Origin of the sequence: Aeromonas piscicola (genome assembly GCF_000820005.1) — a bacterium.
In the GTDB taxonomy this organism is placed as follows: Bacteria; Pseudomonadota; Gammaproteobacteria; order Enterobacterales; family Aeromonadaceae; genus Aeromonas; species Aeromonas piscicola.
Window position 1 is genome coordinate 72,381 of the sequence record NZ_CDBL01000086.1, and the last position, 15,624, is coordinate 88,004.

Sequence of the window (15,624 nt, forward strand, 5' to 3'; positions counted from 1 at the left end):
CTGGAAAGACGATTTTTTGCAAGGAGTGCTGCCATGTCGCGTCTGCTCAGCCTGATGATCTGCTGCTGTCTGGGCACAGCACTGCCCGTCTCGGCATTCACCTACTATTCCGAGCAAAACATGCCGTTCAATGGTCAGGATGAGCAGGGCAAGAGCACTGGGCTGGCGGTCGAACTGCTGCGGCTGATGTGGCAGGAGATGGGGGAACCGGAACAGCCCATCCACTTCATGCCCTGGGCCAAGGCCTGGTATCTGCTGACCCAGCAACCGGACGCCGTGCTGTTCACCACGGCCCACACCCAGGCGCGGGATCCCCACTTCCTGTGGGTCTGCCCCATCAGCCGCTCCCGGGTGTCGCTGGTAGGCCGCAAGCGGGATGCCCCCAAAGTGACCAGCAAGGCCGATCTCGCCAGACTGCAGATCGGCGTCATGCAGGCGGATGTGGGGGAACAACTGCTGCTCAACCGGGGCATCAGCCCCGCCAACCTGATGTCGGTGGAGCGGATGGATCAGGTGGTGCGCCAGCTCATCATGGCCCGTACCGATCTGGTGGCCGGCAATGAGGTGATGTTGTTCCACCAGGCCAAGCAATTGGGATTTCCGTCCGATACCTTCGTCACCGTCGCCACCCTGGCGGAGCAGGACAACTGCTTTGCCTTCAACCCCGCGGCCGACAAACAGCAGGTCGCCCGCCTGCAGCAGGCGCTCGACAAGGTCAGAAAGGGGGAGGACTTCAAGCGGCTGATCGCCCGCTATCAGGATGTGGTGCAATCTCCGCCAGCGGATCTGCTGCCGCTGATCGAGTAAGGCACAATGCAAACAGGCCACCCGAAGGTGGCCTGTTTCATAGCATCGTCTGCTTACTGGAAGTGGTTGTCGTGCTCGGACTTCTTGGTCTGGGCGCTCTCGCTGTGCTCGATGGCGGTGCGGATGAGATCCACCCCGGCGCGGATGATCAGCACGCCCATGTTGACCAGCTTGACGCAGACCCACATGAAGGTGATGAGCAGTATCAGCTTGAGTACCGTCTGGAACGCCTCCAGGAAGTTCTGCTCCAGCTGACCGGTGAGGCCGCTCGCGCTGGTCATCAGCCAGGTGTAGACCTCACGCACGAACGGGATGCGGCTCGGCATCTCCAGCACGTCCAGAGCGGCAGGCAGGGCCTGAAAGATGACTATGCTGCCGAACAGGATCAGGATGACGCCGATGGCGATACCCAGAAAAAAACCAAACTGTTTCATGGAAGGTCCCAAGGTTTGCTGCATGAAAATAACATAGCTGCCAATACTAGGGACTGCCTCACCACAGGGCAATCCTTGTACGCAGGCAGAGCCAGTGTCAACCCCGCCATCCGGTGAGCCCCAGGCAGGAAACCATTGCCCAACTATCTGATTTCTGTGACCCTTGCGCCCATAGCCCCCCAATGCTCAGGCACCATGTTCCGCTCCTGTTTTTTACTGCTCTGCGCCCTGCTGCTGACACTGCCTGTCTCGGCCGCCCCCACGGCCGCCGTCTGCGTGGTCAAACACCAGCAACAGCTGCTGCTGGTGCAGGACAGGGTCTCCTCCCGCTACAGCCTGACCGGTGGTTACATAGATGCAGGGGAGACTCCCCGGCAGGCGGCATTGCGCGAGCTGTTTGAAGAGACAGGTCTGCGCGGCCGGATCATCGCCGAGCTGGGACAATGGCAGCGGGCCGTTATATTTGCCTGCCAGACGCTGGATCCCATCCGGGCGCAGACAGGCACGGGCTTCGTCTCCCTGCTGCAGGCCCCCAACCTGGGCGGCGAGATCCTCAACGCCAGGCTGATAGCCCCATCCCGGCTGCCTGATGCACAGCGCCGCTTTCCGGCGCAGCTCAATTGGCTGGCCCCCCAGCTGGCCGCCCTCCCCGACAGCCCTGTGCTGTGGCTACCGGATTTCAGCGGTGAAGGCAATGCTCTGCACCGGGCGGAAGTCCCGCTGATGCAACGCTTGCAGGGCTGGATCGGGGCCAGAGCGCCCTGGCTCGATGCCAGCAATCTGTTTGGTTCAGCCGCCTTTCAGCTTGCCCTGCTACCTTTGCTGCTACCGCTGCTGGGCTGGACCCGTCTGCGTCAGCTGTTGCTGGCCATGCTGACCCTCACCCTGCTGGTCCAGCTAGCCAAAGAGGGCATAGGCTGGCCCAGACCCTTCCATCTCGATCCCGCGCTGGCGCACGGGAGTGCCCAGGGCTTTGGCATGCCGAGCGGTCACGCCGCCTCGGCGTTGCTGTTCTGGGGCCTGCTGATCAGGTGGTGCTGGCCCGCCAACCCCTGGCGCGGCGCCTCGCTGGCACTGCTGCTGGCGGCCCTGACCGGGCTGGCCCGGGTCTGGCTCGGCGTCCACTTCCTGTCGGATGTGGCGGCGGGATTGCTGCTGGGCACCCTGATGCTGACGATCCATCCCGGTTTGTCCGGTATGGCTGCCCGACCATGGATCTGGGGCGGGCTCACCCTCATCTGCACACTGGCCGCATGGTGGAGCCAATCCTCGGCGCTGGCAGGCCTGGCCATGTTCAACCTGGGTCTGACCCTCGGCATGCGGCTACCATTATCGCGGGAGCGGCAAAAACCCTGGTACACCCTGGCGATCACCCTGCTCGGCGGCCTGCCCCTCGGGGCGCTGCTGTGGGCGTTGCCATTCTGGCTGACCAGCTCCTGGCTCATCCTGCTCGGTCAGTGGCTACTCTATTGTTGCCTGGGGTTCTGGTTGAGCGCCGGCCTCTGGTGGATACTCTCACTCATGAACTCTGACCCGCTACCCAAGGGCTCCGGCCCCGACAAGGGATTGCTATGAATATGAAAAAAGTGGACTTGGCCAAGATAACGCTGGGGGTACTGTTTCTCAGCATCCTCATCATCTCGTGCTTTATGGTACTGCGCCCCTTCCTGCCCGCACTGGTTTGGGCCACCATGATCACCATAGCCACCTGGCCGCTGATGCGGATGGCCCAGCGCCTGCTGTGGGGCAAGCGCGCCCTGGCGGCACTGGCGATGACCAGCATACTGCTGCTGATCTTCGTCATCCCGCTGTTCATGGCGCTGGCCAACGTGGCGGAGAAGGCGCCCATGCTGATCGAGCTGGGCACCACCATCAGCCATTCGCCGCCACCCGAGCTACTCTGGCTGCAGCAGATCCCGCTGGTGGGCACCAAGTTGTATGAGTTCTGGCAGCAGATCCTGGCGAGCGGTGGTCAGGTGCTGTTTACCAAGCTGGCACCCTATTTTGGCCAGACTGCCCGCTGGCTCGCCTCCCAGGCCGGCAACCTGGGCTTGCTGTTCGTCCACTTCCTGCTGACCGTTTCCATCTGCGGCCTGCTCTACCACTCGGGTGAGAAGGCAGCCGACGGGATCCGCCGCTTCGCCCACCGCCTGGCGGGGGAGCGCGGTGACAATGCCACAGTGCTGGCTTCCCAGGCGATCCGCGCCGTGGCCATGGGGGTAGTGGTCACCGCCCTGGTGCAATCTTCGGTGGCCGGGATCGGCCTGCTGATTGCCGGCATCCCCTACACCATGATCCTGGTGGTGGTGATGTTCCTGCTCATCGTGGCCCAGATCGGCCCCTTCCCTGTGTTGCTGGCCTGCGTCGGCTATCTCTACTGGAGCGGCGACACCACCTGGGGCACCTTCCTGCTGGTGTGGTCACTGCTGGCGGGCACCATGGACAACTTCCTGCGCCCCTTCCTGATCAAGCGCGGGGCGGATCTGCCGCTCATTCTCATCCTGGTGGGGGTCATCGGCGGCCTGCTGGCGATGGGGATCATAGGTCTGTTTATCGGCCCGGTGGTGCTGGCGGTGGGTTACACCCTGCTGGATGCCTGGATCAAGGAGGGTGACCAACCGGCGACCGCCGTTGTTGAGCCGCCCAAGGCGGAGTGACGATTCGGTAACAAGACGATTCAGCCATCAATCGCTGATACCAAGAGCCGCCCATAAGGGCGGCTCTTTTGTTTATTACCGCCCCATGCCGGTTCGATTGGCGAAGCCTAATCGGACGATCGAGATGCCGCTGCCCGGTTGTATCCATAAGTCAGCGGCAGCCTGCCAGAGCGGAAATGAGGGTGGCCGTTATCGCGGTAGAACCAAATTACGCGATCGTCCGATTACACCTTGCTGCTAATCGGACGGGCTCTTTGACCGTTAACATTTGAATTCACCGGCCAGCGCGGCGTTTTGCACAGGCCCGGTGGAATGATTGGTTAGCGCCTTATGCCAGCCTGATGCAAACCATGTTTGGATCTTGAATGGAGCAATATACTTTTCCATTTTGAGATAATTTGGCTTCGCCGATGACTAAAATGTATGCGCCTGAAAAGTCTTCCTCTTCGTTAATATTAAAGCGCTCACAAACCTGCAAGAACGAATTGTCGTCAATAACGAAGCTGATATTGCTTCTTCCGCCACTGTTTAGCCATGTAGTTCCATTTTGGTCTGTCACGGCATCAGACAGCATCCCCCAAAAACCCCTGACTAGATTTAAATGATCACGCTGAATTTCAAGAAGTGGAACGAAGAAATCGCGGGCTTGAATTTCGTTTCCTAGTACTTCAAGAACTTGATGAGAGCTTCTGAATGCAGGTGACTCAATTAGGGTACGGAGCAGGGAGCTAAGTCTACGATGCATGCGAGCATTGGTGGCCGCATTGTTACCGATGTGAATTCCTGCTCTAGCACCGCCTGGAATGGGGTTTAAGTTTGGCTCGGCGTGAACATGCTGCTGGGCGCCAAAAACAAGGTCAACAACAATTCTTTCACCAGGGTTATAAATTACATCCGTAATTTCGCCTTGGCCATGAACAGCTCGAGTTTCATCCAGTACAGACAGCGAACAATTTGGTTGATGAGGACGTGCTCCAAAGCATGCTGCACGCCCATTTCTGGTTGGCTTCCGAAAGAAAGCTGGGCCACCGCACTCTGGGCAAACAAGATTTCTTCTTTTCTCGCTTATGTCAGCAAGTGGCAATTGAGAAAATTGAGCTGATGTGTAGGTGTGGTTATCGAGTATGCAAAGTGCAATATCCATGAGAAGACTCCTTCGGAATTGAGTATTTTTGCGCTAACAGTGATTAGATGGAAGGCGGTACCAATCCGTTATAGAGCCTTCCATATAACTCCGGTTTGCCGTGATCACCACGGAAAAATTCATTTTAAAGCACTGCATTTCCTACGACTCTAGTGTTGAACGCATACGCTCAACATTCTCCTTTGGCTCTACTTTTTGCCGCCGAGCAAAAATACACTTCCGGAGCGGTAATGGAAAGTGCCATCCGGCCTCCTCTTCATGAACAAGTCAGGAGTGTGATCGAGGTGACATCCATAAGACATCGTTGGCCAAGATGCGAAACGGTGGCGGGTTAGGGGCTTGTGGTTAACCAAAATGGGCGGAGTGAAATAACCCGGGGCGTGGCAACGCCCTAGGCTATCAGTGGGTAGATGAGGGTCAGGCTGGCTGGTGGAGGGTGATGCAGTGAATGCCGCCGCCACCGGCGGCGACCGGGTCAATATTGATCTGCACGATTTCGCGGCCGGGGTAGAGCTTGGCCAGCAGATCGTGGCAGTAGCGGTCGGCGGCCTTGTCCCCAAACTCGGGGGCAATCACGGCGCCATTGATCGGCAGATAGTTGATATAACCGGCGGCAAAGTCGCGGCTGCGGCTAAAGCGGTTGTCCCGCACATCGAGCGGTGGCGGCAGCACATGCAGCTCCAGCTTGTTGCCGTCGGCATCGGTGGCCTGCTTGAGAATGGCCATATGCTGGCGGGTCACCTCGTAGTCGTGGGATGCCGGATCGTTGTCCCGATTGACCACCACTACCCCGGGACGGACAAAGCGGGCGTAGAAGTCGACGTGGGCATCGGTGATGTCCTTGCCCTTGATGCCTGGCAGCCAGATGATTTTGCGCAGCCCCAGATTGGCTTTCAGCTCCGCCTCCAGTTGCGCCTTGCTTACCCCCGGGTTGCGGTTGCTGTTGAGCCAGCAGCTCTCGGTCATGATGGCAGTGCCGTTGCCATCCACCTCTATGCCGCCTCCCTCGCCAGTCAGCTTGCTCTGCAGATAGTGGGCATCCGCCTGCTTGCTGACCAGCTCGGCCACGCCCACATCCTGTTCGTGCTCCTGCTTGTCGCCCCAGCCGTTGAAGTTGAAATCCACCAGCCCCAGCTCCCCCTCATCGTTCTGGACGAAGACGCCGCCGGTATCCCGCAGCCAGATGTCGTCCAGCTCGGTGACGATAAAGCGGGTGTTCTGCTCACCACAGAGTTTGCGGGCCAGCACCTCCTCCTCTTCGCGACAGAGCACGCTCACCTTGGTGTAAGGGGTCATGGCTTTAACCAGCCGGCCTATGGTGGCCTGCACCTCCTTGTAATTGCGGCCCCAGATATCGGCGCTCGCGCCAAAGGCAACCCAGACCCGAGTCTGAGACGCGGCCTCGTCCGGCATCTGGTAACGGCCAACCGCAGTGGCCTGGGAGCCAATAGGGGTAGCCACATTGGCAGCCTGCGCCCGTGGCAGGCTGCCCAGCCCGGCCAGGGCGCCGATGGCGGCCAGCTGTTTCAATACATGGCGTCGGGATGACATGGATGGCTCCTTCGGAGGCGGAACGACTCCGTATTGATGACAAAAAATAGGATATGAATGACAAGCGCTGTTAATCAGATCACGCTGAGTAATAGACTAGCCGCCGCGATGATGGCGGACAAACGATCGATTTTCGGTATAAGTGATAAGCGGAGCTAATCAATGATGTTCAAACACTGGCCTCCACTCAATGTGCTGCGGGGCTTCGAGGCAGCGGCCAGACTCGGCAGTTTTCATCAGGCGGCGCAGGAGTTGCACCTGACCCAGTCCGCCATCAGCCAGCAGATCCGCTCGCTGGAGGAGCTGCTTGGCCAGCCGCTGTTTCACCGGCAGGGGCGCTCGGTTGCGCTGACCGATGCGGGGCAGGATCTGCTGGAGACCACCCAGAGCGTGCTGTTGCAACTGGCGGTGGGGATCCAGCGGCTGGAGCAGTACCGCAAACCGAACCAGCTGGTGCTCAATACCAGCACAGCTATAGCCCGCCACTGGCTGCTGCCCCGGCTGGCCGACTTTCACCGCCTGCATCCCGATATCGATCTCTGGCTGTTTACCAGCGACGAGGTACCCGTCATGACCGAGCAGACCATAGATATCGCCCTGCGCTGGGATCTCGCCCCTCAGGCCGAGTGCCACCACAGGGTACTGCTGGAGGACGCTCTGCTCCCCCTTGCCACTCCGGCCGTGCTGGCCCAACCCCCTGCGGAGCGCACCAGTCTCCATGGAGAGCGGGAGATGGATTGGCACCACTGGACGCTCAAAGGCGGGGAGGATCTGCAGTTGCAGACCCGGGGGCTCAACTTCTCCGATCCCGGCCTGCTGCTGGACGCGGCCGGCGCCGGGCTCGGCGTGGCGCTGGCGAGCGCTCTGCTGTCGGCTCCCGCACGGCAACAGGGCTTGCTGCTGCCGCTCTCCTCCCGCACGGTCAAGGGGCCACAGTGGAGCTGGCTGGTCCATCAGGAGAGCGAGAGCAGCCCTCAGTGCCGTGCCTTCTGCTGCTGGCTGGAGCAACAGTTTGCCCGCGCCGCGACCGACCTAGACGGCATGGCATTGCCACCCTCTGAGGCAGGTCACTGAATCTGCGGGGGGAGCGTGGTTAAATGACGGCTTCTCCTTTTGCCGGACATAGCTGTGACCACGCCATCTGACCTCCAGCCGCTCCAGCCCTGGCCCGATTATCTGCAGGCCTCCTGGCTGCGCTGCGCCCACCAGACCAGCCCGACCCTTTGGCACCCGCCCCACAGCGCCAAGGGGCAAACCCTGCAGAGCCTGCGCCAGCGCAAACGGGATCTGCTCACCACAGGCGAGATGGCGCTGGAGGATCTCTACGAATTTATGGAGGGGCGCCCCTGCGCCCTGCTGCTCACCGACGAAAGCGGCTGCCTGCTGGCCCGCACCGGCCATCGCGAGACGCTGGCAGAACTGGAGGCGCTGGGCTTCGGGCTCGGCGCCTTCTTCAGCGAGGGGCGCATCGGCACCAATGCCATCAATCTGGCGGCGCTGGAGGGAGTACCGCTCTGCGTCAGCGGCCCCCAGCACTTCAATCAGACCCTCCATCCCTGGCACAGTTGCGCCAGCCCGGTTTACAACAGCAATGGCCGTCAGGTCGCCATCATCGCCCTGATCTGCAAGGTGGAGGAGGCTAGCGCCGGCGATCTGGCGCTCACCGTCAGCGCGGGGCGCGAGCTGGCCCATCTGCTGCAGATGGAGACCCTGATGCAGGAGTCCCAGCACCACCTGAGCGAGCTTTACGCCCTGCTCGATGGCATGGATGACGGCGTGCTGGCCTGGGATCCGCAGGGTCGACTGCGCTACCTCAACGCGCTGGCGGCACACCGGCTGCGGCTCGATCCGGCGCTCTGTCTCGGTCAGCCGCTGGAGCAGCACCTGCTGCTGCCCCAGCGGTTGCAGCTGGCCATCAAGGGGCAGACGCCGCTCAGTCATGTGGAGGTGACGCTGGAGCGGCTCGGCGGGCAGGAGGGGGAGTTTATCAATGCGCTGGTGAGCCTCAAGCCGCTGCCGGGGCCGGAGGGGGTCAGCTTTATCGCCTTGCTGCATCCGGTCGATCGACTGCGGGCCATTCACCAGCTGCGCCAGACGGTGCCCGAGCTGTCGGCGCTGGTGGGGGAATCGAGCGCCATGCGCAAGCTGCTGCGCTATGCCCGGCAGGCGGCCCAGAGTCAGGGGCCGATCCTGCTGCGTGGCGAGGAGGAGGTGGGCAAGGCCCAGCTGGCGGAGGCGATCCACTTTGGCAGCGAACGGGCCGCCGGGCCGCTTATTACCCTCAACTGCAAGGCGCTGCCGAGCGAGCGGATGGCGCTGGAGCTGATGGGCTCCGACGAGGCGGGGCAGGAGCGGGCGGGCAAGTTCGAGCTGGCCCACGGCGGCACGCTGGTGCTGGAGCAGGTGGAGTGCCTCTCTGCCCCCATGCAGGCGGCGCTGCTGCAACTGCTCAAGACCGGTCGCATCCAACGTTTCGATTCGGCCCGCATCCTGCCGCTCAAGGTGCGGATCATCGCCACCAGCAGCGCCCCGCTGGAGCAACTGGTGCAGGAGGGGCAGTTCGGTCGCCAGCTGCTCTATGCCTTGCAGGCGTGCGAGCTGTGGCTGCCGGGGCTGCGGGAGCGCGCGGCGGATCTGCCGGGCCTGATCAGTCAGCAGCTAGGAGCGCAGGGGCGCGAGCCGGTGCGCCAGTTCAGTCCGGCGGCCCTCGATTGTCTGCTCGCCTATCCCTGGCCCGGCAATCTGGGGGAGCTGCGCAGCGCGGTCGAGCATGCGCTGCTTCATGCCGGTCAGGGGCTGATCCCGTCCGAGGCGCTGCCCGCCGCCATTCGTCACGGCTATCAGCTGGTGGCGGACGAGGTGGTGGGGCAACCGCTGCTCACCTTGGCAGAGCTGGAGCGCCAAGCCATTTTGCGCTGCGCCCACGCCTGCAAGGGGCAGGTGAGCCAGATGGCCCAGCATCTTGGCATCAGCCGCACCACCCTCTGGCGGCGGCTGAAGCTGCTCGAGATCGATCCCGCCGACTATCACGGCTGACGGTTATTAAGGCCGTTGCGAACCGCCCCGCAGCAAATGAAACGGCCCCGCAGTTGCGGGGCCGATTTATATGGCAAGGTCAGCCGTGGCGCAGTTACAGCCCCAGCTGGTGGGCGGTGACGATGGCCGCCAGCACATCCTCGGTAGTGACCTTGAACGGCATGTTGTGGATGGTCTCCCCTTCGGCGGTGGAGGCTTTGGCCACCTCCATCAGGCGCGCCATGTCCAGCTCCTTGACCCCCATCATATGCAGGTTGGTCGGCAGGCCGATCGAGCGGCAGAAGGCCAGCACTGTCTCGATCTCCGCCATCGGCGCGTTCTCCAGCACCAGCTGCACTAGCGTACCGAACGCCACTTTCTCGCCGTGATAGAGGTGGTGACACTCGGCCAGCTGGGTCAGGCCGTTGTGGATGGCGTGGGCGGCGGCCAGACCGCTGCTCTCGAAGCCGATACCGCTCAGGTAGGTGTTGGCCTCGATGATGTTCTCCACCGCCTTGGTGCAGAGCCCCTGCTCCACCGCCAGCTTGGCCTTGTAACCGTCGGCCAGCAGGGTCTTGTAACAGAGCTCGGCGATGGCCTGGGCCGCCAGCGTAGAGGCCCCACCGGCCATGGTCTTGCAGCCGGAAACCTTGTTGGCACGCGCCTCGAAATAGGTGGAGAGCGCATCCCCCATGCCGGAGACCAACAGCCGCACCGGGGCGCGGGAGACAACGCCGGTATCCATGATGACCATGTTGGGGTTGGTCGGGATCATCAGGTATTCGCTGAACTGTCCTTCCGGGGTATAGATGACCGCCAGCGCACTGGTTGGCGCATCGGTGGAGGCGATGGTCGGCACTATGACCACAGGCACCTTCTGGTAGAAGGCGACCGACTTGGCGGTATCGAGCGTCTTGCCGCCACCTATGCCGATGATGACGTCAAACGGCGTCTGGTTGCAGCGGGCCAGCAGGCGGTCGATCTCGGGGCGTGAACACTCGCCGTTGAAGCAGTCGAACTCGGGCTTGATGCCCACGCCGTGGAAGCTGGTGGCAACCGTGTCACCAACCAGCTTGGTGACGAAGGCATCGGCCAGGATGAGCGGTTTGGCGCCGAGCGCCTTGACGTAGTTGCCGATATTGGTGAGGGCCCCGTTGCCTTGCACATATTTGCTGGGGCTGATGATGATGCGGTCCATATTCTATCCCTCTCTCTAGTTCATAAGACGTCTTTTGAAACTAACAGGGGCGAAGGGGCGGCTATACCGGGAAGTCCTTCGTCTTGAGTGGCGCTGCGGCCCTTCGAGCGAGTGCAGCGCCTTGAAACGGGTTGGCGATCAGTCGCCGAAACGCTCAATGGCCAGCTGCTGGAAGCAGGTCAGGGCGGCCTCGGCATCTTCTCCCTGTGCCAGCAGGGTGAGCCTGTCTCCCTGACGCACGTTAAGCATGGTGAGCCGGGTCAAGCTGCGGGGGTTGGCCTCTTTGTCCCCCTTTTGCAGCTTGAGTTCAGCGGCAAAGGGCTTGAGAGCGGCTACCAGTCGGGCGGCGGGACGCACATGCAGGCCGTGGGGGTTATCCACCACCACCTCGCAGCGCAGCCAGCCCTCGTCGGCTGTCGGTGCCGTTTCAGTGGCAACCTGCGCAGTGCTGCCAGGCAGCATGGTCTGCTTGGGGCCCAGGGCGCCGAGCGCCTCTGCGGCTACTTCGTCGAGGCTCATACCTGAACCTGCCGCCACCACGGCGGCCAGGGTGCCCTCGACCAGCGGGGCGGGGCAGAGCCGCACCCGGGCACTTAACTCAGGGGGCAGCAGTTCGAGGGCGGTCTCGGCGCTCAGGAGGGCGCTGCCCAAGTCCATCAGCACCAACACGCCGCTACCGTCATCCGCTTCTTCAATCGCACTCATCACGGCGATGGCATCTGTGCCTATGGGGTGGTCGGGGTCATCGACCCCGGCCGCCAGCAGCAGTTTGGCCGGGCTGCCGAGCTGGTCGGCCAGCGTTTTCAGTCCGGCCGCCAGCATGGCGCTGTGAGAGACAACTACGATTCCGATCATGTCACAACCTCGCTCTGTCACGCAGGGCGGTCAGCAGCAGCAGGGTCGAGGTGGCCCCGGCATCCTGATGGCCTATGCTGCGCTCGCCCAGATAGCTGGCGCGCCCCTTGCGGGCCTGCATCTGGATGGTGGCCTCGGTGCCGGCCGCCGCGGCCGCCACCGCCTTGTCCAGCGCCTCAGCCAGCGGCAACTCCTGCTGCTGCGCCTGTTGCAAGGCGGCCAGCGCGGGCCACCAGGCGTCGCACATTGTCTTGTCGCCCGGCTCGGCGCGGCCGCGAGAGACGATCCCCTCGACCCCATCGGCCAGCATCTTGCCAAGCTGGCTGAGGCTAAGGCTCTGGCAGGCATCGGTACTGGCCGCCGCCCGAATGAAGAAGGTGCCGTAGAGCGGGCCGCTGGCGCCGCCTACCGAGGAGAGCAGGGTCATACCGGTGGTCTTGAGCACCTGGCCAATGTCCTTGTCCGCCACTGCAGGCAGCTTCTCCGCCACCTTGGTAAAGCCGCGCTGCATGTTGAGGCCGTGGTCGCCATCGCCGATGTCGGTATCCAGTGCCGTGAGGTAGTCACGCTGCTCGGTGAAGATGTGCTCGCAATCCAGCAGCCAGTTGACGATTTGATGTTTGCTTAGCATGAGAATGAGGGCTCCTTAGCAACCGCGACGCAGGGCGGGGGTGTGAACGGGGGCATCCCACAGGGTCATCAACTCATCATCCACCTTGAGCAAGGTGATGGAGATGCCGGTCATATCGAGGGCGGTGCAGTAGGGGCCTATCAGGTTGCGTACCAGATGGATGCCTGCCTCTTCGCACAGGGCCGTGAGGCGACCATAGACGCCATACAGTTCTGAAATCGGGGTACCGCCCAGGCTGTTGACCAGCGCGATGACCCGATCGCCCCGGTTGAGCGGCTCGATGAAGGTGTGCTCTTCCTGCCAGCTGCCAGAGGCTCTGTCCCAATGGCGCAGGGTGCGGCCATAGGGAGTGTTGTCCGCCAGCTCGCTGAACATGTCGCCCACCAGGGTATCGAGATCGGTGAAGGGGCGGCGCGCTATGCCCGGCTCGCCGTGGATGCCCACGCCGAACTCCATCTCGTTGTCGGCCAGGGTGAAGGAGGGCTTGCCGGCGGCAGGCACGGTGCAGGCGTGCATGGCGACGCCTATGGTGCGGCTCTGGTTGTTGATGCGACGGGCCAGTGCCTCGCAATGGGCCAGGTCATAGCCCGCTTCGGCTGCGGCACCCACCAGTTTTTCGCACAGCACTGTGGTGGCGACGCCACGACGACCGGCGGTATAGAGGCTGTCTTTCACCGCCACGTCGTCATCGATCAGCGAGAAGCCGACCTTGACGCCATCGCCGTGCAGCAGCTCGACCGCAGTCTCGAAGTTGAGCACGTCGCCGGTGTAGTTCTTCACCAAAAACAGCACGCCCGCGCCGCCATCAACGGCCTGACCGCACTCGTACATCTGATCCGGAGTCGGCGAGGTAAAAATCTCGCCGGGGCAGGCGCCATCCAGCATCCCCTTGCCCACCAGACCGCCGTGCATCGGCTCGTGGCCGCTGCCACCGCCGGAGACCAGCGCGACCTTGCCCATCACGGGAGAGTCGGCGCGGGTGATGTAGTGGGGTTCGATACGTACCTTGAGCTCGGGGTGGGCGGCGGCCATCCCCATCAGTTGTTCACGGACCACGGCATCGACGGCATTGATCAGTTTCTTCATGGCTCACTCCTTGGCTTGCCACCGCACGGGTGGGCAAATGGTTGATGGAGCCAGTCTAACGGGATAAATCGGGAGAAAAATGACGACCGGTTCGGTTCGGATTTGAAACAGGAGAAAGGTCATTGGTGTTTCAATCTGAAACGGCGAGAGGCAAACGGGCGGGAAACTGTTAGCGGCCTCACAGCCATGAAAAAGGGCCCCGCAGGGCCCTTCGCTACAACCGGAATAAGTGGACGGGTTAGATGGCCCAGCCACCGGCATAGAAGATCACCAGTGCCGCGGCAATGATGACGGTACCGACGTTGAGTTTCTTCCACTCGGCGGCAAACAGACGACCGACGACCAGCGCCACGAAGCCCAGCATGATGCCGGTCACTATGTTGCAGGTGAGCACGATGAAGACGGCGCACAGCATGCCGGCGAGGGCATCGACCGAGTCGTTGAAGTCCAGCTTGGTCACGTTGCCCAGCATCAGCAGACCGACGTACATCAGGGCCGGTGCGGTGGCGTAGGCTGGCACCAGATAGCTCAGCGGGGAGAGGAAGATCATCAGCAGGAACAGCACGCCGACCAGCGCAGCGGTCAGACCTGTCTTGCCACCGGCAGCAGTACCGGCGGCAGACTCGATGTAGACGGCAGCCGGAGCACCACCCACCACGCCAGCCACCATGCTGCTGACAGAGTCGGCAGTCAGGGCCTTGCCGCCGCTGATGATGTGGCCGCGCTCGTTGATAAGGCCCGCCTGACCGGCCACGGCACGGATGGTGCCGGTCGCGTCAAATACGGCGGTCATCACCAGCGCCAGTACGGTCGGAATGACCACAGGATTGAGGGCGCCCAGCAGATCCATGCTGCCAACCAGAGAGCCTTTCTCGCCGGTCAGGCTCGGCATGGCGAAGAAACCCTGCCAGGTCACCTTGGGATCGAAAATCAGTCCCAGGATGGAGATGGCGACGATCACCATCAGGATGCCGCCTGGCACCTTGCGACGCTCCAGACCGAAGATGGCGGCCAGACCCAGTACCGTCATGATGACGGGGAAGGAGGTCACCTCACCCAGCTGAACCGGCAGACCGGCCCCTTCGTTCTTGATCACCATGCCGACGCCGTTGGTGGCGATCAGCAGCAAGAACAGACCGATACCTATGCCGGTGCCGTGGGCGATGCCGGAGGGGAGGTTGTCCAGGATCCACTGGCGCACGCCTGTGATACTGATGAGGGTAAACAGTACCCCCATCAGGAAGATGGCGCCGAGGGCAACCGGGATGCTCAGTCCCTGACCCAGCACCAGGCTGAAGGCGGTGAAGGCGGTGAGGGAGATGGCGCAACCAATGGCCATGGGCAGCTTGGCCCAGAGTCCCATCAGCAGGGAGCCAAAGGCAGCGATCAAGCAGGTCGCCACGAAGACGGGGCCCTGCTCGAAGCCGGCCGCGCCCAGCATGTTCGGCACCACTATGATGCTGTAGACCATGGCCAGGAAGGTGGTCAGCCCGGCCAACAGCTCCTGGCGCACACTGCTACCGCGCGCGGAAATGGAAAAATAAGAGTCCAAAAAGCCGCCGTTCCCTGATTGGGTGGCCATATCTTGCTTTGCCATAACTTATCCTGAAAGTGTGAAGGAAATCGTTTGCTTTTGTGGCGCGCAAAATAGCAAGAATTTGTCGAAATTGCAGCGAATTCCCTGACTTTTTCATCAAAATGGCAGGAATCGTTCTCGTTCGGACACGAATTTGCATGCCAGCTTGCTGCTGATCTCACCCTCATCCACTAGGCACGCCTCTATACTGCAGAGAAACATTCGCACTGCCAGACGGGAGATGACCCATGCACACGCGCAATCTGCTGAACGATATTCCCTCGCCACTGCCTACCGAACTCTTTCAGGATCTGGTCAGCACCAACCACCTGCGGATCGAGCGCATTCTCTCCCACGGCCATCAGACGGCACAGGGAGAGTGGTACGATCAGGATGAACATGAGTGGGTCCTGGTCGTGCAGGGAGAGGCCAGCCTGTTGTTCATCGATCCGCAGACTCAGGAGCAACAATCGGTACAACTGGGCCCGGGCGATCACATCAATATTCCCGCCCGCCAGAAACACAGGGTGGAGTGGACTCACCCCGACATGACCACAGTCTGGCTCTGCGTATTCTACTGAGGTGGATAAGAAGGGGATGGGGCCTTTGAATGAAGTTGAATTGATACAGCGAAGGGAAAATGGGAGCGGCGGTGCAGATGAACCTGAGG

The 15,624-nt window shown here is 61.9% G+C and carries 14 protein-coding genes; 6 read left to right on the top strand and 8 right to left on the bottom strand.

What is annotated here, in order from left to right; genetic code table 11:
• Positions 1–33: 33 nt before the first annotated feature.
• The gene (locus BN1128_RS23030) at positions 34–807 is read left to right on the top strand and encodes a substrate-binding periplasmic protein (RefSeq protein ID WP_042873283.1); all 774 of its coding nucleotides are present in this window, start codon (positions 34–36) and stop codon (positions 805–807) included.
• Between the two features lie 53 nt (positions 808–860).
• On the opposite strand, the gene BN1128_RS23035 is transcribed toward BN1128_RS23030, so the two are convergent.
• Positions 861–1,241, bottom strand: coding sequence for a hypothetical protein (locus BN1128_RS23035; protein ID WP_042873285.1), 381 nt, complete (start codon positions 1,239–1,241; stop codon positions 861–863).
• Positions 1,242–1,436: 195 nt separating this feature from the next.
• On the opposite strand from BN1128_RS23035, the gene BN1128_RS23040 reads away from it, so the two are divergent.
• Together BN1128_RS23040 and ydiK are read left to right on the top strand one after the other, a co-directional pair.
• Positions 1,437–2,816 carry a bifunctional NUDIX hydrolase/phosphatase PAP2 family protein gene (locus BN1128_RS23040; protein WP_042873316.1) on the top strand — a complete coding sequence of 460 codons (1,380 nt, stop codon included), beginning with the start codon at positions 1,437–1,439 and terminating at the stop codon, positions 2,814–2,816.
• On the top strand, positions 2,813–3,898 hold the full coding sequence (ydiK, locus tag BN1128_RS23045) for an AI-2E family transporter YdiK (protein WP_042873287.1): 1,086 nt from the start codon (positions 2,813–2,815) through the stop codon (positions 3,896–3,898). The genes BN1128_RS23040 and ydiK overlap by 4 nt, the downstream gene beginning before the upstream one ends.
• A gap of 328 nt (positions 3,899–4,226) precedes the next feature.
• Here ydiK and BN1128_RS25755 read toward each other — a convergent pair whose 3' ends face one another.
• Positions 4,227–5,042, bottom strand: a complete 816-nt coding sequence (locus tag BN1128_RS25755; RefSeq protein WP_156140660.1) for a hypothetical protein — start codon at positions 5,040–5,042, stop codon at positions 4,227–4,229.
• Positions 5,043–5,459: 417 nt separating this feature from the next.
• Positions 5,460–6,593 carry an agmatine deiminase family protein gene (locus BN1128_RS23050; protein ID WP_042873289.1) on the bottom strand — a complete coding sequence of 378 codons (1,134 nt, stop codon included), beginning with the start codon at positions 6,591–6,593 and terminating at the stop codon, positions 5,460–5,462.
• A gap of 162 nt (positions 6,594–6,755) precedes the next feature.
• Here BN1128_RS23050 and BN1128_RS23055 point away from each other — a divergent pair, with 162 nt between their 5' ends.
• Both BN1128_RS23055 and dhaR read left to right on the top strand, forming a co-directional pair.
• Complete coding sequence (locus BN1128_RS23055; RefSeq protein ID WP_082030529.1) at positions 6,756–7,667, top strand: LysR family transcriptional regulator; 912 nt, start codon at positions 6,756–6,758, stop codon at positions 7,665–7,667.
• Positions 7,668–7,721: 54 nt separating this feature from the next.
• On the top strand, positions 7,722–9,629 hold the full coding sequence (gene dhaR, locus BN1128_RS23060; RefSeq protein WP_042873320.1) for a dihydroxyacetone kinase operon transcriptional regulator DhaR: 1,908 nt from the start codon (positions 7,722–7,724) through the stop codon (positions 9,627–9,629).
• A 94-nt stretch (positions 9,630–9,723) separates the two neighbouring features.
• On the opposite strand, the gene BN1128_RS23065 is transcribed toward dhaR, so the two are convergent.
• The 5 genes from BN1128_RS23065 to BN1128_RS23085 all read right to left on the bottom strand — a co-directional run bounded on the left by BN1128_RS23065 (position 9,724) and on the right by BN1128_RS23085 (position 14,975).
• The gene (locus BN1128_RS23065) at positions 9,724–10,806 is read right to left on the bottom strand and encodes a glycerol dehydrogenase (RefSeq protein ID WP_042873290.1); all 1,083 of its coding nucleotides are present in this window, start codon (positions 10,804–10,806) and stop codon (positions 9,724–9,726) included.
• A 138-nt stretch (positions 10,807–10,944) separates the two neighbouring features.
• Positions 10,945–11,661 carry a dihydroxyacetone kinase phosphoryl donor subunit DhaM gene (gene dhaM / locus BN1128_RS23070; protein WP_042873292.1) on the bottom strand — a complete coding sequence of 239 codons (717 nt, stop codon included), beginning with the start codon at positions 11,659–11,661 and terminating at the stop codon, positions 10,945–10,947.
• Position 11,662: 1 nt separating this feature from the next.
• On the bottom strand, positions 11,663–12,292 hold the full coding sequence (gene dhaL, locus BN1128_RS23075; RefSeq protein ID WP_042873294.1) for a dihydroxyacetone kinase subunit DhaL: 630 nt from the start codon (positions 12,290–12,292) through the stop codon (positions 11,663–11,665).
• A gap of 15 nt (positions 12,293–12,307) precedes the next feature.
• On the bottom strand, positions 12,308–13,378 hold the full coding sequence (dhaK, locus tag BN1128_RS23080; protein ID WP_042873296.1) for a dihydroxyacetone kinase subunit DhaK: 1,071 nt from the start codon (positions 13,376–13,378) through the stop codon (positions 12,308–12,310).
• 238 nt (positions 13,379–13,616) lie between these two features.
• The gene (locus BN1128_RS23085) at positions 13,617–14,975 is read right to left on the bottom strand and encodes an NCS2 family permease (RefSeq protein WP_042873299.1); all 1,359 of its coding nucleotides are present in this window, start codon (positions 14,973–14,975) and stop codon (positions 13,617–13,619) included.
• A 227-nt stretch (positions 14,976–15,202) separates the two neighbouring features.
• Between BN1128_RS23085 and BN1128_RS23090 the strand changes: the two genes are divergently transcribed.
• Positions 15,203–15,535: a cupin domain-containing protein gene (locus tag BN1128_RS23090; protein ID WP_042873300.1), complete on the top strand. Its 333-nt coding sequence runs from the start codon at positions 15,203–15,205 to the stop codon at positions 15,533–15,535.
• The last annotated feature ends 89 nt before the right edge of the window (positions 15,536–15,624 follow it).

Coding starts and splice junctions, on each gene's coding strand:
- BN1128_RS23030 (WP_042873283.1), top strand. CDS start 34: ATGTCGCGTCTGCTCAGCCTGATGATCTGCTGCTGTCTGGGCACAGCA.
- BN1128_RS23035 (WP_042873285.1), bottom strand. CDS start 1,241: ATGAAACAGTTTGGTTTTTTTCTGGGTATCGCCATCGGCGTCATCCTG.
- BN1128_RS23040 (WP_042873316.1), top strand. CDS start 1,437: ATGTTCCGCTCCTGTTTTTTACTGCTCTGCGCCCTGCTGCTGACACTG.
- ydiK (WP_042873287.1), top strand. CDS start 2,813: ATGAATATGAAAAAAGTGGACTTGGCCAAGATAACGCTGGGGGTACTG.
- BN1128_RS25755 (WP_156140660.1), bottom strand. CDS start 5,042: ATGGATATTGCACTTTGCATACTCGATAACCACACCTACACATCAGCT.
- BN1128_RS23050 (WP_042873289.1), bottom strand. CDS start 6,593: ATGTCATCCCGACGCCATGTATTGAAACAGCTGGCCGCCATCGGCGCC.
- BN1128_RS23055 (WP_082030529.1), top strand. CDS start 6,756: ATGATGTTCAAACACTGGCCTCCACTCAATGTGCTGCGGGGCTTCGAG.
- BN1128_RS23065 (WP_042873290.1), bottom strand. CDS start 10,806: ATGGACCGCATCATCATCAGCCCCAGCAAATATGTGCAAGGCAACGGG.
- dhaM (WP_042873292.1), bottom strand. CDS start 11,661: ATGATCGGAATCGTAGTTGTCTCTCACAGCGCCATGCTGGCGGCCGGA.
- dhaL (WP_042873294.1), bottom strand. CDS start 12,292: ATGCTAAGCAAACATCAAATCGTCAACTGGCTGCTGGATTGCGAGCAC.
- dhaK (WP_042873296.1), bottom strand. CDS start 13,378: ATGAAGAAACTGATCAATGCCGTCGATGCCGTGGTCCGTGAACAACTG.
- BN1128_RS23085 (WP_042873299.1), bottom strand. CDS start 14,975: ATGGCAAAGCAAGATATGGCCACCCAATCAGGGAACGGCGGCTTTTTG.
- BN1128_RS23090 (WP_042873300.1), top strand. CDS start 15,203: ATGCACACGCGCAATCTGCTGAACGATATTCCCTCGCCACTGCCTACC.